General features: G+C 71.8%; 16 protein-coding genes and 1 pseudogene. 7 read left to right on the top strand and 10 right to left on the bottom strand.

Annotated features, from left to right (window positions below; all coding sequences use genetic code 11):
- Window positions 1-78: 78 nt before the first annotated feature.
- Window positions 79-1,863, bottom strand: coding sequence for a glycoside hydrolase family 15 protein (locus tag AC08OO_RS08850; RefSeq protein ID WP_011438346.1), 1,785 nt, complete (start codon window positions 1,861-1,863; stop codon window positions 79-81).
- A 390-nt stretch (window positions 1,864-2,253) separates the two neighbouring features.
- Here AC08OO_RS08850 and AC08OO_RS08855 point away from each other — a divergent pair, with 390 nt between their 5' ends.
- A complete protein-coding gene (locus AC08OO_RS08855; RefSeq protein WP_476609881.1) occupies window positions 2,254-2,802 on the top strand; it encodes a hypothetical protein in 549 nt (182 codons plus the stop codon).
- 40 nt (window positions 2,803-2,842) lie between these two features.
- Here the strand turns inward: AC08OO_RS08855 and AC08OO_RS08860 are convergent, their stop codons facing one another.
- Both AC08OO_RS08860 and AC08OO_RS08865 read right to left on the bottom strand, forming a co-directional pair.
- Entirely contained in the window at window positions 2,843-3,040 is a 198-nt protein-coding gene (locus AC08OO_RS08860) for a hypothetical protein (protein ID WP_006541195.1), read from the bottom strand.
- Between the two features lie 401 nt (window positions 3,041-3,441).
- Complete coding sequence (locus tag AC08OO_RS08865; protein WP_476618405.1) at window positions 3,442-5,163, bottom strand: dolichyl-phosphate-mannose--protein mannosyltransferase; 1,722 nt, start codon at window positions 5,161-5,163, stop codon at window positions 3,442-3,444.
- A gap of 40 nt (window positions 5,164-5,203) precedes the next feature.
- Here AC08OO_RS08865 and rsmI point away from each other — a divergent pair, with 40 nt between their 5' ends.
- Window positions 5,204-6,130, top strand: coding sequence for a 16S rRNA (cytidine(1402)-2'-O)-methyltransferase (gene rsmI, locus AC08OO_RS08870; protein ID WP_476609879.1), 927 nt, complete (start codon window positions 5,204-5,206; stop codon window positions 6,128-6,130).
- Between the two features lie 13 nt (window positions 6,131-6,143).
- Here the strand turns inward: rsmI and AC08OO_RS08875 are convergent, their stop codons facing one another.
- Both AC08OO_RS08875 and AC08OO_RS08880 read right to left on the bottom strand, forming a co-directional pair.
- A complete protein-coding gene (locus tag AC08OO_RS08875; protein WP_476609878.1) occupies window positions 6,144-6,695 on the bottom strand; it encodes a YdcF family protein in 552 nt (183 codons plus the stop codon).
- Between the two features lie 155 nt (window positions 6,696-6,850).
- Window positions 6,851-8,047 (bottom strand): ABC transporter substrate-binding protein, encoded by a 1,197-nt coding sequence (locus tag AC08OO_RS08880; RefSeq protein ID WP_476618406.1) that lies wholly within the window; start codon window positions 8,045-8,047, stop codon window positions 6,851-6,853.
- Window positions 8,048-8,171: 124 nt separating this feature from the next.
- Between AC08OO_RS08880 and AC08OO_RS08885 the strand changes: the two genes are divergently transcribed.
- On the top strand, window positions 8,172-8,996 hold the full coding sequence (locus AC08OO_RS08885; RefSeq protein WP_476609876.1) for a TatD family hydrolase: 825 nt from the start codon (window positions 8,172-8,174) through the stop codon (window positions 8,994-8,996).
- A gap of 119 nt (window positions 8,997-9,115) precedes the next feature.
- Complete coding sequence (gene rsmA, locus AC08OO_RS08890; protein ID WP_476609891.1) at window positions 9,116-9,868, top strand: 16S rRNA (adenine(1518)-N(6)/adenine(1519)-N(6))-dimethyltransferase RsmA; 753 nt, start codon at window positions 9,116-9,118, stop codon at window positions 9,866-9,868.
- Between the two features lie 151 nt (window positions 9,869-10,019).
- Here rsmA and AC08OO_RS08895 read toward each other — a convergent pair whose 3' ends face one another.
- The 3 genes from AC08OO_RS08895 to glmU all read right to left on the bottom strand — a co-directional run bounded on the left by AC08OO_RS08895 (window position 10,020) and on the right by glmU (window position 14,013).
- Window positions 10,020-11,045 carry a tryptophan--tRNA ligase gene (locus tag AC08OO_RS08895; RefSeq protein ID WP_476609875.1) on the bottom strand — a complete coding sequence of 342 codons (1,026 nt, stop codon included), beginning with the start codon at window positions 11,043-11,045 and terminating at the stop codon, window positions 10,020-10,022.
- Between the two features lie 111 nt (window positions 11,046-11,156).
- On the bottom strand, window positions 11,157-12,131 hold the full coding sequence (locus tag AC08OO_RS08900) for a ribose-phosphate diphosphokinase (protein ID WP_011438336.1): 975 nt from the start codon (window positions 12,129-12,131) through the stop codon (window positions 11,157-11,159).
- A 271-nt stretch (window positions 12,132-12,402) separates the two neighbouring features.
- A complete protein-coding gene (glmU, locus tag AC08OO_RS08905) occupies window positions 12,403-14,013 on the bottom strand; it encodes a bifunctional UDP-N-acetylglucosamine diphosphorylase/glucosamine-1-phosphate N-acetyltransferase GlmU (protein ID WP_476609874.1) in 1,611 nt (536 codons plus the stop codon).
- 679 nt (window positions 14,014-14,692) lie between these two features.
- Between glmU and AC08OO_RS08910 the strand changes: the two genes are divergently transcribed.
- On the top strand, window positions 14,693-15,712 hold the full coding sequence (locus AC08OO_RS08910; RefSeq protein WP_476607064.1) for an acyl-CoA desaturase: 1,020 nt from the start codon (window positions 14,693-14,695) through the stop codon (window positions 15,710-15,712).
- A gap of 25 nt (window positions 15,713-15,737) precedes the next feature.
- Here AC08OO_RS08910 and AC08OO_RS08915 read toward each other — a convergent pair whose 3' ends face one another.
- Together AC08OO_RS08915 and AC08OO_RS08920 are read right to left on the bottom strand one after the other, a co-directional pair.
- On the bottom strand, window positions 15,738-17,576 hold the full coding sequence (locus AC08OO_RS08915) for an ABC-F family ATP-binding cassette domain-containing protein (protein ID WP_476618407.1): 1,839 nt from the start codon (window positions 17,574-17,576) through the stop codon (window positions 15,738-15,740).
- Entirely contained in the window at window positions 17,573-18,622 is a 1,050-nt protein-coding gene (locus AC08OO_RS08920; protein WP_476609872.1) for a 4-(cytidine 5'-diphospho)-2-C-methyl-D-erythritol kinase, read from the bottom strand. Before AC08OO_RS08920 ends, AC08OO_RS08915 begins: the two co-directional genes overlap by 4 nt.
- A gap of 425 nt (window positions 18,623-19,047) precedes the next feature.
- On the opposite strand from AC08OO_RS08920, the gene AC08OO_RS08925 reads away from it, so the two are divergent.
- Both AC08OO_RS08925 and AC08OO_RS08930 read left to right on the top strand, forming a co-directional pair.
- The gene (locus tag AC08OO_RS08925) at window positions 19,048-19,533 is read left to right on the top strand and encodes an Asp23/Gls24 family envelope stress response protein (protein ID WP_476607061.1); all 486 of its coding nucleotides are present in this window, start codon (window positions 19,048-19,050) and stop codon (window positions 19,531-19,533) included.
- Window positions 19,530-19,994: pseudogene (locus AC08OO_RS08930) on the top strand (hypothetical protein); the annotation flags it as partial. The gene AC08OO_RS08925 and the pseudogene AC08OO_RS08930, both read left to right, overlap by 4 nt.

A 19,994-nucleotide genomic window follows, 5' to 3' on the forward strand; every position in this document is an offset into this window, starting at 1 on the left:
ACCGGAAACCGCCCGTGCTCACCGCGCACCCGTGCTCACCGCGTACCTGTGGTCACCGCGCACCTGTCCTCGGGTCGGTCACCCCAGCGCGCGGTCGAGATGGATCGCGGCACTGATCAGGGCGAGGTGGGTGAACGCCTGCGGGAAGTTGCCGAGCGCCTCCCCGGAGGAACCGATCTCCTCGGCGTAGAGCCCCACGTGGTTGGCGTAGGTGAGCATCTTCTCGAAGACCATCCGGGCCTCGGCGACCCGACCGGCCCGGGTCAGTGCCTCCACGTACCAGAACGAGCACAGGTTGAAGGTGCCCTCGTCACCCGTGAGGCCGTCGCTGCCGTCCGCGGCGTACCGGCGCACCAGACTGTCGCTGACCAGGTCCCCGCTGAACCGTTCCAGGGTCGACAGGAACCGGGGGTCGGTGGGGCCGGAGAACTTCACCAGCGGCATGCACAGCAGGGATGCGTCCATCCGTGGTGAGCCGGGGAACTCCATGTAGGCGCCGCGGGCGGGGTTCCAGGCCTCGTTCTGGACGAACCGGTAGGCCCGCCCGGCGTAGTCCTTCCATTCGTTCGTCGGCCCGGGCAGGCCGCGCTGGCGCGAGATCCGGCAGGCCCGTTCGAAGGCGACCCAGGTCATCACGGCCGAGTAGGTGAAGCGCTGGCGCCCACCCCGGGTCTCCCAGATGCCCTCGTCCGGTTCGTCCCAGTGCCTGGCCAGCCAGTCGAGCTGGCGGCCCAGCGCCTCCCAGAGCTGGAAGGAGATCGGGACCTGCTTGTTGTACAGGTACACCGAGTCCATCAGCTCGCCGTAGATGTCGAGCTGGAGCTGCGTGGCGGCGGCGTTGCCGATGCGCACCGGCTTCGAGCCGCGATAGCCGGACAGCTGGTCGAGGACCAGCTCGTCCAGGTCGGCGTTGCCGTCCACGCTGTAGAGCACGTAGAGCCCGCAGTGCTTGGGTGCCTCGTGACATCGCTGTTCGAGCCAGTCCATGAACGCCGCGGTCTCGTCGGTGAATCCGAGCGCCATCAGCGCGTACACCGTGAAGGCCGCGTCGCGGATCCAGGTGTAGCGGTAGTCCCAGTTGCGCACGCCGCCAAGCTCCTCGGGTAGCGAGGTGGTCGGCGCGGCCACCAGCGCCCCGGTGGGCCGGTAGACGAGCAGCTTGAGGACGAGAGCGCTGCGTAGCACCATCTCCCGCCACCGGCCGTGATAGCGCCCGCGCCGGATCCAGGCCTGCCAGTAGTTCAGCGTCCGGGTGAACAACGTCTCCGCCTCGCCGATGATCAATGGGCGGATGGTCGAGTTCCACTCGAGCACGATGTCGGCACACTCGCCCATCGCCAGCTCGAACTCGGCGACCACCGCCGTGGCCTCGACGCGCAGCGGCAGGGCCGTGCGCAGCACAAGGGTGCCGGCGGTCGACTCGAACACCGCGCCCGAACCGGGCACCAGGGTGACGGTGTGCGGGGCCCGGCCGTAGTCGAACCGGGGGTCGCAGCGCAGCCGGAACGTGGCGGTTCCACGCACCGCTCGGGCCTGGCGGACCACGACGTGCGGTGTCTCGGTGACGTCGCTGTCCACCGGGACCATGAAGTCGATGACCTCACCGACCGCGCGGGGGGCGAGGAAACGGGTCATCAGGATGTTCGAGTCGGGGAGGTAGAGCTGTCTGGCCCGGGAGTCCGGACAGTGGATACGGAACGATCCGCCACGGTCGGCGTCCAGCAGACTCGCGAAAACCGACGGCGCGTCGAAGCGCTGCGGGCAGTACCAGTCGATCGTGCCGTCCGTGGCGACCAGGGCCACGGTACGCAGGTCGCCGATGACCGCGTGCTCTTCGATGGGCGGATAGTCGGTGTCGGGCATTCGTGGGCTCCGCGAAGCGTGACCGGCCGAGGTCGGCCGTGGGGGTTGCGGACAGGGGGGAGGATGGACCGTGCCGTCGCGGCCCGCTAGGAGCCGCCCGCGTCCTCCGACCGCCGCCGGTCGCCACGCGATTCGGTGGCAACCAGGCGAAGGTAACCCGTTGCGGAGTCCACGGGACCATGACCGGGCGTAAGCCACAGTGGCCGCGGCGAGCCGGTGAACGTGCGATGCCGGTGGTGGTTCGCGGCCACATCGGTGGCTACCAGGATCGTCGGCACCGGTTCACCGGTGCGGAACGGTGGTTCCCGGCGCGGGTGTGCGGGTGTTGCGGATGCGCCCTGGTGGGGTCTCGGCGCTCGGGCCCTCACGGCGGCCACCTACGATCACGCCATGGCCGCCCACCCGCCGATCGCCGAGGACGGTCGTGCCGCGTTGGTGATGTTCGCCCGGGGTGACCGGGTCTTCCCCGTCGACGACCTCGGTGGCGGGGTCTGGTCGCGGCGCGGCACGGTACTCGCCGTCCACCCGGCCGGCCGTCGCGAACCGGCCGGGAACGCCGACCCCGTGCGGGTCGAGTCGGCCCGCGGTGTGACCCCCATCACGGCCCGGGCGACTGTGCTGTGGGACGACGGCACCGCGGAGGTGATGGCGGAGGACCAGCTGTGCCTCGTCTACGACCAGGAGGCACCCGTCGGTATCCGGGTCGTCACGCTGCCGATGGTCGAGCCGGTGGACGTGGTGCAGCACGGTGGTCACGTCGTGCTGGTCCTGCGCGACGGTCTACTGACACCCGCCGACGTGGAGATCCTGCGCGGCAAGCTGCGCTCGGTGCGTGCGGCGCTGGCCTCCACGCGGCCGGATCCGTCGTCCGTCGCCGAGCTGCGCCGCCGGGATCTCGACCTGCTGCGGGCCCTGATCGCCCAGCTGACCGGGGGATAGCCCGACACCGGGGGGACAGCCCGGCTCGGTGCCGGATGGCTCAGGACGTCGAATAGGGGCCGGGGCGCACCCCGGGGCCGTAGGCGTTGCCGTTCATGCCGGCTCGCGGCTGCTCGGTCATCGCCTGGCTGACCTTCGACGCGATCGCCTCCGTGAGCCGGATCGCCTGGGTCAGCGACAGGTTCAGCACGATCTCGCTGTCATCGGTCATCGCGAAGCGTACCGACACATCCGCCATGGTGGTTCCTCCCAGTCTCGGCCCGCCCGACACCCGTCTCCGGTGGTTGGAGGTCGGAGGGAGACCCGTTTGGGCGCTCACTGCCGCACGGCCTCGGGGCATGGTGACCGCCCCACCCTCTCGGATCGACTTCTCGAGCTGTACGCGACCCCCCCGTTCAAGGGTCAGGGCGGTGCTGCTAGTGGCGTCCTTGTTCGACTCTTCGTGACCGTCCAACTTCGATAACCCCTGTCGCCGCGGCTGTCGCTGTTCCAGCTTGCCGATTCGTAATGGTTGCATCGCCTATGGTGGTGATGCCACGAATGGGGTGCGGAGTCGTGAGTCGGATCACGTTGAGGCGACGCCGTGGGGCCTCGTCGGGGGTCCACGGGTCGGCACTGTGGGCCTGGTGTGGTGTCCTTTCAGATCCAGCCCGGGAACCACATCCGGGCGCGCCACGAGGAGTAGGGGATCACCTCGGCGGCCAGGATCGGGTAGAAGTACGCGAAGAGCAGCACGACGATGATCGTGTAGACCCCGACCGGCAGCGCCCCGACCAGGCGGCGGGTCTCCGACGCCTCGCGGGGGCCGAGGACAAGCCCGGCCAGCGCCGTGATGGCGAGGACCAGGAACGGCAGCGACGGCAGCGCGTAGAAGAAGAACATCGTGCGGTTCGGGAACAGCAGCCACGGCACGAAGGCCGAGCCGAACCCGACCAGCACCAGGGCCGCCCGCCAGTCCCGCCGGGAGACCCACCAGGCGAGCATCGCGACCAGCGCCGCCGTGCCGACCCACCAGATCGCCGGGTTGCCCAGGGCGATGACCTCCCGGGAGCAGCCGGCCGGATCGTGGCAGCCCGAGGTCCCGTACGCCGGCGAGGAGTAGTAGTACGCGACCGGCCGCGCCATCACCAGCCAGCTCATCGGATGCGACGCGAAGGCGTGCCCCTCGTGGAGTCCCTCGTGGAACTTCAGCACCGCCATCTGGTACTTCCACCAGCCGTGCCACGCGGCGCCGAAACCGTTGCCGTAGTAGTGGCGGTAGTAGCCGCCGTCGGTGACGAACCAGCCGGTCCAGGTGGCGAGGAAGGTCACGATGGGGACGAGTACGAACGCGGCGAACCAGGCCGGGCTGTCCCGGCGCAGTGCTCCCAGCACGGGTCGGCGGGCTCCGGCGGTGCGCCGCGCTCCGATGTCCCACGCGAGGGCGAGCGCCGCGAAGCCGATGATCGTGTAGAGGGCGCTCCACTTCACCCCCATGGACAGTCCCAGGGCCGCCCCGCAGGCCAGCCGCCAGGGGCGGAACCCCAGCCGCGGCCCGTACGTGTCGAGGAGGCGGCCGGCCCGGGTGGGCGGAGCCGTCGTGGTCGGGCCGCCGTCCGGGCCGCCGTCCGGGCCGGCGTCCGTACCGCCGTCCGGGCCGGCGGCCTCGTCCCCCAGGGGTGCTGAGCCGGGGCTGGAACCAACCGGTTCCAGCCGGTCGGCGAGCCGGCGGCGGCCGTCGTCCCGGTCGAGCAGCAGACAGGCCAGCGCTACGACGACGCCGGTCATCAGGAAGATGTCGAGGATCCCGATGCGGCTCTGCACGAACTCCAGCCCGTCGAGGGCGAGGAGCAGACCGGCGAAGCAGCCCAGGAGCGTGGAGCGGAACATCCGTCGGGCGGCGCGGGCGAGGACCAGGACGGCGAGCGTCCCGAACAGCGCGGACGAGAACCGCCAGCCGAGCTCCGGACTGCCGTGCGGGACCCCGGCGCAGTCGGTATAGCCGAACAGGCCCTCGGAGGCGGCCATCAGCCATTTGCCGAACGGCGGATGGACGACGTAGGCCGGGCCGGAACAGGTCGTCGAGTTGATCTCATGCCCGGCCGTCAGCAGGCCCCAGGCGTCCTTGGTGTAGTAGACCTCGTCGAAGTAGATCCCGCGGGGCTCCGTGAGGTGCCAAAAACGCAGCAGCCCGGCGACGATCGCGACGGACAGGGTCGCCAGCCACCCCATGAGCGGCGACCGCGGCATCGGTGGACACAGCCGCTCACGCACCGAGAGCGCCCGACCGCCGGCCGGGCCGGCGGAACCCGGGCCGGTCACCCGCGCCGCGTCCCCGCGACCGGTCGCCGTCCAGGGCAGGTGAGCCGTCGTCGCCGTCACACCGATCAGGGTAGGTCCTGGCTCCTGACAGACTGGTCGGGTGTCCGGGACCCTGGTGCTGTGCGGTGCCCCCATCGGCGACGTCCGGGACGCCAGCCCTCGGCTCGGCGAGATCCTCGCCACCGCGGATGTGATCGCAGCCGAGGACACCCGCCGGGTCCTACGGCTGGCGCACGCGCTCGGCGTGACGGTGTCCGGGCGGATCGTGTCGTGCTACGACGCGGTGGAAGGCGCCCGGGCCGCCCAGCTCACCGACTACCTGCGCCAGGGCGCCACCGTCGCGCTCGTCACCGACGCCGGGATGCCCGCCGTCTCCGACCCCGGGTTCCGGGTCGTGGCCGCGGCCGCCGCCGCGGGGATGGCCGTGACCGTCGTTCCCGGTCCGTCCGCCGTCACCGCGGCCCTGGCCGTCAGCGGGCTGCCGACGGACCGCTGGACCTTCGAGGGCTTCCTGCCGCGCAAGGGCGGCGATCGGCGTGGACGCCTTCGCGACCTGGCCGGCGAGCTGCGGACGATGGTGTTCCTGGAGTCCCCGCACCGGCTCGTGGCCGGCCTGCGCGACCTCGTCGCGGCCTTCGGCGCCGACCGGCCGGCGGTGCTCTGCCGCGAGCTGACGAAGACCTTCGAGGAGATCGTCCGCGGCGACCTCGCCGATCTGCTCGGCTGGGCCACCGACGGCCGGGTCATCCGGGGGGAGTTCACGCTGGTGGTCGCCGGCGGTACCCGGGGCGGGGCCGAACCAGGAGGGGCCGAACCAGGCGGGGCTGGGCTGAGCGGGACCGAACCGATCATCGACGGCAGGATCCTCGTCGCCGAGGTAGCCCGACGAACCTCGGCGGGGATGTCCCCGAAGGATGCGCGCAAGGCCGTGGCCGCCGAGTACGGCGTCTCCCGCAACGAGGTCTATGCCGCGGAGCTCGCCGTCCGGGCCGGGGACCGGGCCGGGGACCGGGCTGGCGGGCGCTGAGCACGGTTGGCGGTCAGCAGTGGCGTTGGAGAACGAGGGCCTTGCCCAGCGCCGCCCACTCGTAGGCGATCACGTACGGCCAGGCCCGGCGGGGGGGCGGGACCCCCTGCATCCGCGTCTCGCCGTCATAGCAACGGGCGAGGCGCAGCCGGGCGCGCGTGCTCTGCGAGGTCGAGGCGACGACTATGAGTGAATGCCACCCGCGGCGTGCCGCTGCCGCGGAGGTCCACCGCGACTCGCCCTGGGTCGTCCGCGGATCGGGCGAGAAACAGATCACCTCCACCCCGGGAATGGGCCCGGGGCACGGGTCCTTCTCCGTCGGCGCCGAGACCGCGAGCACGGGTGCGTAGCCGGCCCGCGCGAGTGCGACGGCGCGTTCGAGCCGTCCCGGGCTCCCGGCGAACATGACGATCGCGTCCACCGGGGCGGGAGCATCCTGGTGCGGAAAGACGAACAGCCGGGCCGTCGCCACCGCGAAGGCCACCGTCAGGCCGCCGAGGATGCCCACCGCGGCCCGGCGGCGCCACGGCCTCGCGGGAACACGACCGAGTGGACCCGCCGCCATGTTTTCCCCCTCCGCGGCCCGCGCAGGTGCCGCCGTAGAGCTTCTCAGTACCACGGCGGCACCCGAACCAACCACCGTTCACCCGCTCCGGGTGGTCCACCGCCCCGGACGGTTCACCCGCCGCCCCGGACGGTCCGCTGGCGGCGGAGAGCCACTCACGTGGTGGGGAGTGTGCGTGAGGCCGGAGGCGTCCGAGGCTGCGTGGTCGTGGTCGTGGTCGTGGGCGTGGGCGTGGTCGTGGTCGTGGGCGTCCCCGGCGAAGTCCGAGACGCCATCCCCGGTCGGCTGGTGAACAGCCGGGGATGGGCGAACGGTGCCCGCGCCGACTCACGGGGCCAGACCGTCCGGGAGGCACCGGCCTGCCACTGCACGATCGGGATCTGGTGGCCGACCTGGAGCCCCGTCGCCTCGTCCAGCCGGAAGCGACCGAGCAACGTGGTCGTGTCGATGCCCCGGGCGGCGGCGAGCACGGAGGCATCCTGCACGCCTCCGCAGTAGCGAATGGCCCGTCCCAGGATCAGCCCAGTGACGTAGGCCCAGGCCGCCGTTTCGGTCGGCGCGACGCCGTGCAGGGCGGTGAAGTCGGCGGTGAACTCCCGCGCGGTCGGGCCGGTCGCGGTCGGCTGGGTGCTCTCGGGCATCCAGCTGCCCGGCGCCAGCAGCTGCTCGCGCAGGTCGCCCAGGCTCGCGGTGGCCTGCGCACTGACGGCCGTGGAGAAAGCGGCCGCCCGCCACGGCCGGCGCAGCAGGATGTTCGCCGCCGCCAGCTCGTCGTCCGGGCCGGCGTGGACGATGAGGATGTCGCCCGGGGGCAGCCGGGTCGCGGCGAGGGCGGCCTTGCCCGGGGGGAAGACGTGCGAGGCCACCTCGAACGACTGCGCCACCGCGGCGGCCTTCGTCACCGATGTGATCTCGACGGCGGTGTCCCCGGAGGCGAGCAGGACGACCTTGCGGGCCCGTCGATCGGCCGCCCGTACGGCGGCGAGGACCCCGCGCGGCCAGGTCGAGGTGGCCGCGGCGATGTTCACGACGTTCGGGAACGCCTGCCGGACGAAGCGCGTGGACGGGGCGCCGGTGTTGAAGACCACCCGGTCCGTCGAGGCGCAGGCCGCGAGTGCCGCCCGGTGGCCGTAGGGTCCGAGCAGGGCATCCGGCCCCGCGGCCACCGCGGCGCGCATGGCGGCGGCCGAATCGGGATACGCGTCGTAGGCGGTGAGACTCACCTCGTCCCAGGGCAGTGGGAGGCGTTCGTCACGCGCCCACAGGGTGACCCCTCGTAGCCCGGCGAGGCCTTGGGCGGCATCGGGACCGGTCAGCGGGGTGACCAGGGCAACGGTCAACGGTGTCGTCATCGCGTGGGGTCCTTGCGCTTGCTCACCCGATTAGCGTCCCATGCCGGGTTGTCTGGCACACCCGGCGGCGGTCGTAGACTTCAGACCTCAGGAAACGAAGGGCGGGCACGAGAGGGCGGGTGAGGTGGCGCGAAACTCTGGCCGGTCGGGTGATCCGCCGCCACCGCCGGACCCTCTTCCCGTGGCCGTGGTCGACAGCCACTGTCATCTCGACCTGATGGGCACCGAAGTTCCGGCGGCGATCGCGGCGGCCCGGGCGGTCGGTGTCACGCGGGCCGTCACCGTCGGCATCGACCTGCCCACCAGCAGATGGCAGGCCGAGGTTGCCGCGGCGCATCCGGAGATCTACGCCGCCGTCGCGATTCATCCCAACGAGGCGGCCCGGGGGGTCACCGAGGAGACGTTCGCCGCCATCGCCGCGTTGGCCCGCGCCGATCGCGTGCGCGCGGTCGGCGAGACGGGTCTGGACTACTTCCGCACCCCACCCGAGGCGCATGCCGCGCAGCAGGAGAGCTTCCGGCGCCACATCGCGATCGCCAAGGAGACCGGCCGGGCGCTGATGATCCACGACCGGGACGCCCACGACGACACGCTGCGTATCCTCGCCGAGGAGGGCGCCCCGGAGAAGGTCGTCTTCCACGCCTTCTCCGGGGACACGGCGATGGCGAAGATCTGCGCGGACGCCGGGTACGTGATGTCGTTCGCCGGCAACGTCACCTTCTCCAATGCCGCCAATCTGCGGGAGGCGGCGGCCGTCGCCCCGGCGGATCTCATCCTGGTGGAGACCGACGCGCCGTTCCTCACCCCGACCCCCTGGCGGGGCCGGCCCGGCGGCCCGTACCTCATTCCGCTGACGCTGCGGGTGCTGGCCGAGACCCGCGGCGTCGGCGTCGCCGAGCTCGGCACGCACATCGCCGCGAACGCGGAGCGGGTGTTCGGGCCCTGGTAGACACCGACGCGCTGTTCTCGCCGGCTGAACTTCGGGCCCTCGCGCACGAGCTGGACCTGCGGCCGACGAAACGGCGCGGACAGAACTTCCTCGTCGACGCGAACACCGTCCGCCGGTTGGTGCGGCTCGCCGGCGTCGGCCCGGACGACACGGTGCTGGAGATCGGGCCAGGACTCGGGTCGATGACTCTGGGGCTCGTCGAGGCGGCGAAGGCCGTCGTCGCCGTCGAGGTGGATCGCCCCCTCGCCGCGGCCCTGCCGGTGACCGTGGCCGCCCGGCTGCCGGCCGACGTCGCCGAGCGGTTGCGCGTGGTGGCCGCCGACGGTCTGCGGGTCACCCCGGTCGACCTGCCCGCCGACGTGGCCGCGCCCGGGGTGCTCGCCGCGAACCTGCCCTACAACATCGCGGTGCCGCTGCTGCTCGGGCTGCTGGAACGGCTGCCCTCGCTGCGCCGTGGGCTGGTGATGGTCCAGGCGGAGGTTGCCGACCGGCTCACCGCGCCGCCGGGCAGCCGGGTGTACGGGGCGCCCAGCGTCAAGCTGGCCTGGTACGCGCACGCCCGGCCGGCCGGCGCGGTGCCCAGACCGGTCTTCTGGCCGCAGCCGAACGTCGATTCAGGGCTGGTGGCCTTCGCCCGCAGGTCCCTGCCCGGTCCGGCGCTGCTGCGGGCGGACGTGTTCGCCGCGATCGACGCCGCGTTCGCGCAGCGCCGCAAGACCCTGCGTACGGCCCTGGCGCCCTGGGCCGGATCGCCCGCCGCCGCTGGGGAACTGGCGCGTGCCGCCGAGGTCGATCCCGGTGCCCGGGGCGAGACCCTCGGCATCGCGGCCTTCTGCCGGCTGGCCGCTGCCCGCGCCGCCCGTTCCGGCTGAGCCGCCCGTTCCGGCTGAGCCGCCCGTTCCGGCTGAGCCGCCCGTTCCGGCTGAGCCGCCCGTTCCGGCTGAGCCGCCCGTTCCGGCTGAGCCGCCCGTTCCGGCTGAGCCGCCCGTTCCGGCTGAGCCGCCCGGCGCAACGGCGGGGAGGTCAGAGGGGCGAGATCCCGATTGCGCGCCGGACGCCGGCGAGCACCGGCCGGGCCCGGTCGCGGGCCCGCTCGGCACCCGCCGCGAGGATGCCGTCCAGCTCGCTGTCCGGGGCGATGAGCTCGGTGTAGCGCTCCCGCAGCGGTGACAGCCAGTCGTTGAGCGTCTCGAACAGGGCGTTCTTCACCTCGCCCCACCCGGTGCCGCCCTGCTCCAGACGGCCGCGCATCTCCTTGATTGTTTCTGGAGTCGCGAAGTTCTCGAGCAGGACGAAGGCCGCGGAACCGTCCGGGTCCTTCGGGTCCGCCAGCGGTGTGCTGTCGCTCACGATCCCACGGACGAGTTTCCGTAGCTGCTTCTCCGGCGCGAAGAGGGGGATTGTGTTCCGGTATGACTTGCTCATCTTGCGGCCGTCGATGCCGGGCAGTACCTTCGCCGAGCTCCCGGCCGGGAGGACCACCTCCGGGATCTTCAGGCTGAACACGTCACCGAACAGATGGTTGAAGGAGCCGGCGATGTCGGCGGCGTATTCCACGTGCTGCGACTGGTCCTGGCCAACGGGGACCACGTCAGCATTCATGATGAGAATATCGACGGCCATCAGAATCGGATAGTTGAACAGGCCCATGTTGATGCCGGCGTCCAGATCGGGGGCGCCGGCCTCGGCGTTGCGGTCACGGGCCGCCTTGTAGGCGTGGGCCCGGTTCATCAGACCCTTGCCGGTGACGCAGGACAGCACCCAGGTCAGCTCGAAGATCTCGGGGACGTCGGACTGGCGGTAGAAGATCGTGCTCGTCGGGTCGAGCCCGAGCACGAGCCACGTGGCCGCCACCGAGCGGGTATAGCTCGCCAACTCCTCGCGACTACGCACGGATGTCAGGGCGTGATAGTCGGCGACGAAGTAGATCGACTCGTAGGCCGAGGTGAGCTCCAGCGACGGCCGGATCGCTCCGATGTAGTTGCCGAGGTGCGGCTCGCCCGTCGGCTTGATCCCGGTGAGAGACACCTTCGGCTGTTGCGCTGCCATGGCAGGGCAGTCTACGGACGCGGGGCGGCCGCCGGGACGCCCCAGGTCGTTCGCCGCGGCCGTTCGCCTGCCCGCGCCTGTCTCGCGGCGGGGTGGGGATGCGAGCCTCGGTCAGGCGTCTCCGCCGAACAGGCCGGTCACCGACCCGTCCTCGAACACGGCCTTGATGGCCGCGGCCAGCAGCGGGGCGATGGACAGTTCGGTGATCTTGTCGATGCGAGCCTCGCTGGGCAGGGGCAGCGTGTTCGTGAGGACGACCTCGCTGATCTCCGAGTTCTTCAGCCGGTCAGCGGCGGGGCCGGAGAGCACGCCGTGGGTTGCCGCCGCGATGACGCCCGCCGCGCCGTGCTCCTTGAGTGACTCCGCGGCCTTCGTGATCGTGCCGGCAGTGTCGATCATGTCGTCGACGATGACGCAGGTCCGTCCGTGCACCTCGCCGACCACGTCGAACATCTTCACCTGGTTGGGAACGTCCGGGTCACGCCGCTTGTGGATGATGGCCAGCGGGCAGCCGAGCCGGTCGGTCCACCGCTCGGCCACGCGGACCCGGCCCGAGTCGGGGGCGACGACGGTCACCTCGGACGTGTCCAGCTTGGACTCGATGTAGTCGGTGAGCAGCGGCAACGCGAAGAGATGGTCCACCGGCCCGTCGAAGAAGCCCTGAATCTGGGCGGTGTGCAGGTCGACCGACATGAGCCGGTGCGCGCCGGCGGTCTTGAACAAATCGGCGACGAGGCGGGCCGAGATCGGCTCCCGGCCACGGTGCTTCTTGTCCTGGCGCGCATAGGGGTAGAAGGGCGCGACGACGGTGATCCGTTTGGCGCTGGCCCGCTTCAGCGCGTCCACCATGATCAGCTGTTCCATCAGCCAGGTGTTCACCGGAGCCGAATGGCACTGGAGCACGAAGGCGTCGCAGCCCCGAACCGATTCGGAGAAGCGGACGAAGATCTCGCCGCTGGCGAATTCGTAGGCATGGGTGGGGACGGGCTCGACGTCGAGCGCGGCCGCGACCTCCGCCGTGAGGCCCGGGTGCGAACGTCCCGCGAAGAGCATCAGATTGCGCCGGTTCTCGGTCTGGTAGGCCACCGCGTACTCCTCGGGCGTGACGGGATGATCGGGCTGGCGTGATCGGGCTGGCGGGGGCAGTCCCCGGGCGGGTGACCCGTCCGGGGGAACGGCCGTGAGGCTGCACGGTTCAACACTCGGGCATACCCGGCCCCGCACCTGTTTGCGCAGGCGGGACGGTACCCACGTGCCCGGATCGCCGCCCGCGGACCCCGGGCCGCCGACCCGGGCGGGGCAGGTCGGGCAGTGTGCATCCCCTCGCTGGCCAGAGAAGGTTTGGACGGACGTCTCTTTACGTTCTGCTCCCCGCGCCGGGAATGCCAGCGATGCCGGCCTCGCCCTCGCCGGTATGCGGCAACTCACTCCGGTGCGCCACGTCACCCTGATGAGCTGGGATCGGCACGGCGGCCTCGGCCGCGGACGGTTGCGGCATTTCATCGGGATACTCGGGATCCCCGGCGCCGCCGGGGGCCCGGACGCCGGCTGCGGCGGCCGCTCGTGCCGCCGGGCTGCCGGGGCGGCGGCGGGAGACCCAGCCTTCGATGATCCGTTGCCGCCCCTCCCGGACCGCCAGCGCGCCCGGCGGAACGTCCTCCCGGATCACGGATCCGGCGCCGGTGTAGGCCCCGTCCCCGACCGTGACCGGAGCAACGAGCATGGTATCGCTGCCGATCCGGACGTCCGAGCCGATCACCGTGCGGTGCTTGGCCACCCCGTCGTAGTTCACGAAGACCGTCGTGCATCCGATGTTGCTGCGCTCGCCGACCACCGCGTCGCCGACATACGCCAGATGCGGGACCTTCGTCTGGTTCCCGAGATCGGCCGACTTCGTCTCGACGAAGGAGCCGATCTTGCCTTCGCGGCCCAGTCGGGTGCCCGATCGGAGATGGCTGTAAGGCCCGACCACGGCCCCGGCGCCGATCTCGGCCCGCTCGGCCGTGGTCCGCAGGACGGTCGCGCCCGCGCCTACCGTCGTGTCCGTCAAGGTGCATTCGGGGCCGATGACGGCGCCGCGAGCGACGTACGTCCGGCCGTGCAGGAAGGTGTTGGGGGCGATAGTCGTGTCCGGTTCGAGAGTGACGTCGGCGTCGATCCAGGTGGTCTGCGGGTCGACGACGGTGGTGCCGGCGCGCATCGCCGCCTCGACGATCCGGTCCCGCAGCACCCGTCCGGCGGCGGCGAGCTGGACGCGGTCGTTCACCCCACCGGCCTCGCCGGGATCGTCCACGACCCGCGCGGCCACCGGCTGCCCGGCGGCGACCAGCAGCCCGACGACGTCGGTGAGGTACTCCTCGCCTTGAGCATTATCCCTGGTCAGCCGCGCGAGCGCGGTCTGGAGTGGGCCCGCGGCGAACGCGTACACGCCGGTGTTGATCTCTCGGATCGTCGCGGTGGCGGCGTCGGCGTCGCGATGCTCGACGATGGCCCGGACCGCGCCGTCGCCGTCGCGCATCACCCGGCCGTAACCGGTGGCGTCGTCGATGACGGCCGACAGGACAGTCGCCGCGGCCGCCCGGGCATGGTGCTGGGCCACCAGAGCAGTGAGCGTCGCGCTGGTCAACAGCGGGGTGTCGCCGGGCAGCACGACCACCGTGTCGCCGGGCGCCAGCTCGCCGAGCGCCGCCAGGGCCACCCGGACGGCGTGGCCCGTGCCGTGTTGGCGGTCCTGGACGACCGGGACGACCTCGGGAGCCTGCTCCGCCAGCATCGCCGCGACCTGTTCGCGGCCGTGGCCCACGACGACCGCGGTACGCGCCGCCGCGAGGGCTCCGGCCGCGCTCAGCACGTGGTGGAGAAGGGAGCGCCCAGCGATGTGGTGCAGCACCTTCGGTCTCGTCGAGCGCATGCGCTTGCCTTCGCCCGCTGCCAGGATGATGACGGCCACCGGACGTGATGATGTCACGCGATCTCCCGAGTCTTCGGACCTGGACGGCGGTGGGGCGACGGCGCCCACACTACTCGTCGGCCGGAAGGCGCCGGCAGATGCCACGGCCATCCCGGGAACACGCCGGCCCCGGACCGGGAAATGATGTGTGCCTGGCCACCGCCGTGGTGATGGTGCGGCGGCGGTGCTTCCGGAATATTCTTTTCGATGGTATTACTGGTGGTGCCTGGTAGTGCTCCGCCGCCACGACTCGAACGTGGACTAAGAGAACCAAAATCTCCTGTGCTGCCGATTACACTACGGCGGACCGCGAGAAAACACGCCAACTCTACCATCGTGGGGTGGCTCGGATGGTAAAAGCCGGGCCGCCGCCGGCTACCCGGCCCGCCGGCCGGCGCGGGCGGGCGTCCCGGACCGGGTTTGGCCGACTGCCGTTCATCTCTTCGTCGCCCGACTGTCACCGACTGTCAGATGATGGCGTTAAATGTCATTGGATATCACTATTTGTCATCGGCTTGTCATCGGCTTGTCGGTGATCGTGGTGCGCGGCGGTGCCGATCGATCCGGGTCGGGTCGGCGACGGATGGTTTGTTTGCGTGGCGGACGTGGAGGAGGGGGGACGTTGTCATGTCGGCGGGCTACCGTGGCGGATGGAGCGCCGGCACAGTGGGCCAGCCGCGACGGATGGAACGAGGTAATGACCGCTACCGACACGGTGACGCCGAGCGACAATCGGGCACCGCGGGACAACCGCGAACCCACCACGGGCCCGGTTCCCCGCCGGGCTGATCCCGCGAACAGCCGCGGTAACGCCACGCGGCCCCGCTCGATGGCGAAGGCCCACGCCGAGCAGGTCGTGATGGTGGTGACGATCGTGGTGCCGCTGGTCGCCCTGGCGGTCGCGATCCCGGCGATGTGGGGGCAGTGGATCTCCTGGCGGGACGTCGTCCTCGCCGTGGTGTTCTACGGCATCACCGGCCACGGCGTGACGATCGGCTTCCACCGTTACTTCACCCATCGCGGCTTCCGGACGTCCAGGCCGGTGCGGATCGCGTTGGCGGTCGCCGGCAACATGGCGATCGAGGGTCCGGTCATCCGCTGGGTGGCCGACCACCGGCGTCATCACGCCTTCAGCGACACCGAGGGCGACCCGCACTCGCCGTGGCGTTACGGTCCGGGGACGTGGTCGCTGATCAAGGGTCTCTGGCACGCCCACGTGGGTTGGCTGTTCGACGTCGAGCAGACCGACCAGCGTCGGTTCGCTCCGGACCTGCTCGACGATCCCGACATCATGAAGGTCAGCCGCTCGTTCGCGCTGTGCGCGTTCGCCAGCCTCGCGCTGCCCGCCGTGATCGGCGGCCTGTGGGGGGGTTCGTTCGCCGCGGCGCTGGAGGCGTTCTTCTGGGCCGGGCTGGTCCGTATCGCGCTGCTGCACCACGTCACGTGGTCGGTGAACAGCATCTGCCACGTCCTCGGCTCGCGTCCCTACCGGTCGCGGGACCGGTCGACCAACGTGTGGCCGCTGGCCCTGCTGTCGATGGGCGAATCCTGGCACAACCTGCATCACGCCGAGCCGACCTCGGCCCGGCACGGGGTGCGGCCCTGGCAGATCGACACCAGCTTCTACCTGATCAAGATGATGGAGACCGTTCACCTGGTGCGGGACGTCCGCTGGCCGGACCCGGCGCGTCTCGCGGCGAAACGCGCCACCGCCTGACCGGACGGCGGGTGGCGGTGGCTTGTCAGCCACCCTCGATCTCGGCGGCGAGGGTGAGCCAGGCCTCCTCGGTGCTGTCCTTGTCCGCGACGACGGCGCGCAGCTCGGCGTCCAGCGTCAGCAGACGCTCATGATCCGTCGCGGCCTCGGCCAGCTCGTGATGCAGCTCCTGCTCGCGTCGGCTCAGGCGATCCAGGGCGCGCTCGAGCCGGGTCAGCTCCTTGCGGGCGGCGCGCAGCTCGCCCCCGGACAGGACGGGCGGCCCACCTGTCCGCCCGGCTTCGGCGACGGTGGTGGTCTGTCCGCCCGCTCCGCAGCCGGCGGCCGACGAACCCCGGGATGACGGTGCCCGAGCCGCGGCGTCCTGCCGGGCGGCCGCGCGCCGGGCGAGGTACTCCTCGATGCCGCCGGGCAGCATGCGCAGGTGCCCGTCGCCAAGTAGCGCCAGTGTCACGTCGCAGGTGCGTTCGAGGAAATAGCGGTCGTGGCTGACCACGATCAGGCTGCCCGGCCACGAGTCGAGGAGGTCCTCGAGCGCGGTGAGGGTGTCGGTGTCGAGGTCGTTGGTCGGCTCGTCGAGGAGCAGCACGTTCGGTCTGGCCATCAGCAGGCGCAGCAGCTGCAGCCGGCGGCGTTCGCCGCCGGAGAGGTCCCCGACCCGCGTCCACTGCCGTGACGACGGGAGGCCGAACTGCTCGAGTAACTGGCCGGCGGTCCGTTCCCGGCCCTTCTCGACCTCCAGGACCCGCCCGACCTGTTCGACGGCCTCCAGGGCCCGCAGCGACGCCGGTAGTTCGGCAATCTCCTGGGACAGTAGGGCCGGTCGCACGCTGGCCCCCACCCGGACCCGGCCGGCCTCCGGCGTCACCGCACCCAGCAGCACGCGCAGCAGGGTGGTCTTGCCGGCTCCGTTGACACCGACCAGCCCGATCCGGTCCCCCGGTCCGACCAGCCAGGTGACGTCGTCGAACAACGTCCGGTCCCCGATCCGGACCGTGATGTGCTCGGCGTCGTAGACGTCCTTGCCCAGCCGGGATGCCGCGAAGCTGCGCAGCGCCATGGTGTCCCGGGGCGGCGGCTCGTCGGCGATCAGCGCATTGGCCGCGTCGATGCGGAAGCGCGGCTTACTGGTCCGGGCGGGCGGGCCGCGGCGTAGCCAGGCGAGTTCCTTACGCAGCAGGTTCTGGCGCCTGGCTTCGGTGGCGTCGGCCCGCCGGGTGCGTTCGGCCCGCGCGAGCACGTACGCGGAGTAGCCGCCCTCGTACGCGTCGACACGCCCGTCCACGACTTCCCAGACCCGTCCGCACACCTCGTCGAGGAACCAGCGGTCGTGGGTCGCGACGAGCAGTCCACCGCGGAAGCCGGCTAGATGCCGGGCGAGCCAGGCGACCCCCTCGACATCCAGGTGGTTCGTCGGCTCGTCCAGGATCAGCAGGTCGGTGTCCTGGACGAGGAGCCGGGCCAGCGCCACCCGGCGGCGTTCCCCGCCCGACATCGGTCCGACCGGGTCGTCGAGCCGTTCGAGCAGCCCGAGCCCGGCGAGGATGCCCCGCTGCCGGGGATCCGCCGCCCACTCGTGTTCAGCGACGGTGCCCACGACAATCTCGCGCACGGTGCGCTCGGCGGGGAGCACGTCGGCCTGCGCCAGGGTGGCGACCCGGGTGGAACCGGCGGGCACGACCCGGCCGGCGTCCGGGGCCACCTCGCCGGCGATGATCCGCAGCAGGGTGGACTTCCCGGCCCCGTTGCGCCCCACGACCCCGATCCGTTCCCCGGCGCCGATCCCCAGGCTCACCCGGTCGAGCAACGTCCGGGTGCCGAACGCGGCGTTGACGTTCTCGAGGCTGACCAGGACGGCGCTCACGGCGCTTCGCCTGCTCCCTCCACCATCCTGGCGCCGCTCGCCGGCCCGGAGGCCCGGCGTACCGCGCGGGCGACCCCCATCCCGGCGAGGCTTGCCGCGAGCGCGATGCTCTCCTGCGCTCCGGCCGCGAGGAAGGCGCAGGTCGGGCCGGAGCCGCTCACGACCGCCCCGACGGCTCCCAGCTCCCGGCCCGCCTCCAGGACGCGGCGCAGGGACGGCCGAAGCCGCAGCGCCGCCGGCTGCAGGTCGTTGACCAGGGCGGCCCCGAGCTGACCGGGGTCGCCGGTGCGCAGCGCGGCGAGCACGTCGTCGGCGGGGGTCGGGCCGGTCCGCAGTTTGCCCTCGGTCAGCCGGTCGAACTCCTTGTAGACCGCGGGGGTGGACAGACCGCCGTCGGCGAGCGCGAACACCCAGTAGTACTCGCCCGTCGCCAGGACGTCGGTGAGCTGCTCGCCGCGCCCGGTGCCGAATGCGGTGCCGCCGGCCAGGGGGAACGGGACGTCGCTGCCGAGCTGGGCGGCGAGCCGGGCCAGGGTCGCCCGGTCCAGGCCGGTCTGCCAGAGCGCGTCGCAGGCGACGAGCGCCGCCGCCGCGTCGGCGCTGCCCCCGGCCATCCCCGCGGCGACGGGGATGCCCTTCGTCAGGGTGAGATGAACCCGTTCCGAGGTGATGCCCGCGGCCTCGGCAACCAGGTGAGCGGCCCGGACGGCGATGTTGTCCCGGCCGGTGGGGACGATGGAGACCTCCGGCGTGGACGTCGCCGGACCCAGCGACGCCGGGTCGGCGCCCTCCCCGGACACCTCGACGGTCACGACGACGTCCCCGCTGGACCGGCCGTCCCCGCTGGACCGGCCGTCCCCGCTGGACCGGCTGTCCCCGTCGGTGGTCGATGGCCCCGGGTCGTGGAACCGCGGGGGATCGACGGACGTCGCCGAGACGTCGTCGAACAGCGAGACGGCCTGCAGCACTGTGATGACGTCGTGGTAGCCGTCCGGTCGGAGCGGTCCGACGCCGAGATGCAGGTTGACCTTGGCGGGGGCTCGCACGGTGACGGTGGCGGGGCCGGCTCCGACGCTTCGGCGCGGACCCGGGTGGGATCGAGGCAGCGGATGCTCCTTCGCTCGGACGCACGCGCGCCCGCTGGGCGGCGTGGCGTTCGGTGGCGGCCGGCACCCAAACCTATCCGCCGACGCCGGGAGCGGATGAGCGTCCGCCCGTGAAGGATCGCGAGGGATGCAGCGAATCGGCTCCCGGCGACGCGGCGGGGACGATGCGCGCTTCCGTTCAGTGATCGTAGCTGTGCCGACGGGAACGGGTTGTTGTCCGACCGGAGAATTCGGGTATCCCTGATCGTGAACGGCCGCACCGGAGAGCGCCCGGACGGATCGTCCCTCGACGTCCCGCTCCTGGTCGGACCTGACCCCTTCCACCGCTTTGGGCGCTCCGGCGATGCCGGCCAGGAAGGAGCACCATGACCACCACAACCAGCGCGGCCGGGCCCGAGGCGAAGGCCTCGGACGCAGGTGGTGCGCGTCGCACCACCGTGCCGGAGCGCAAGACATCCACCGAGCTGATGACCGGCCGGGGCCGGACGTCGATCGCGGACGCCGTCGTCAGCAAGATCGCCGGTGTCGCGGCACGCGAGGTCTCCGGGGTACACAACCTGGGCTCGAGCGGGGCCCGCGCGATGGGTTCGTTCCGGGCCCGCATCCCCGGCGCGTCGGCCAGCGCCTCCCAGGGGGTCGCGGTGGAGGTCGGGGAACGGCAGGCCGCGATCGACCTCGACGTCGTCTGCGACTACGGGGTCTCCATCGTGGATCTGTCCCACTCGATCCGGCACAACGTCGTCACCTCTGTGGAGGGAATGACGGGCCTGGAGGTCACCGAGGTGAACATCGCGATCGACGACGTCTACATCGGCGAGGAGGAGTCGGAAGAGTCGCGGCGGGTCGAATGAGCACGAACCCGACAGCGGCCGGGCCGGTGAGCGGGTTCGCCTGGAACCCGGATGCCGTGGCCCGGACCGTGCTGTCCTGTCCCGGTGTCGTCCGGCTCATCGGCGCGCCGGTCCGGCACGAGGATCGTCACCGTGTTCCGGACGGCGGGACGGGCGCTGCGGCCGAGGTCGCGACCTACCTTCCGGGCCGCCGGGTGGAGGGGGTACGGGTACGACCGGACGGGATCCTGGTGCAGATCGTGTGCCGGTACGGGGAACGGCTCGGTGAGCTCGCCGCCCGGGTGCGCGCCGCGGTGCTGGCGGTCGAACCCGGCTGTCCCCGGGTCGACGTCGTCATCCGTGATCTGGCAGTTCCGGATCCGTACCGGTCATGTCCGCAGGGGCCGGACGCGGCGGTAGTCGGTCCGGAGACGCCCCGTTCGGGGGTGCCGGGTTCACCCCCGCACGGGGCGTCTCCGGAC

It is taken from the genome of Frankia sp. CeCAU1 (genome assembly GCF_977971845.1).

Coding starts and splice junctions, on each gene's coding strand:
- AC08OO_RS08850 (WP_011438346.1), bottom strand. CDS start 1,863: ATGCCCGACACCGACTATCCGCCCATCGAAGAGCACGCGGTCATCGGC.
- AC08OO_RS08855 (WP_476609881.1), top strand. CDS start 2,254: ATGGCCGCCCACCCGCCGATCGCCGAGGACGGTCGTGCCGCGTTGGTG.
- AC08OO_RS08860 (WP_006541195.1), bottom strand. CDS start 3,040: ATGGCGGATGTGTCGGTACGCTTCGCGATGACCGATGACAGCGAGATC.
- AC08OO_RS08875 (WP_476609878.1), bottom strand. CDS start 6,695: ATGGCGGCGGGTCCACTCGGTCGTGTTCCCGCGAGGCCGTGGCGCCGC.
- AC08OO_RS08880 (WP_476618406.1), bottom strand. CDS start 8,047: ATGACGACACCGTTGACCGTTGCCCTGGTCACCCCGCTGACCGGTCCC.
- AC08OO_RS08895 (WP_476609875.1), bottom strand. CDS start 11,045: ATGGCAGCGCAACAGCCGAAGGTGTCTCTCACCGGGATCAAGCCGACG.
- AC08OO_RS08910 (WP_476607064.1), top strand. CDS start 14,693: ATGACCGCTACCGACACGGTGACGCCGAGCGACAATCGGGCACCGCGG.
- AC08OO_RS08925 (WP_476607061.1), top strand. CDS start 19,048: ATGACCACCACAACCAGCGCGGCCGGGCCCGAGGCGAAGGCCTCGGAC.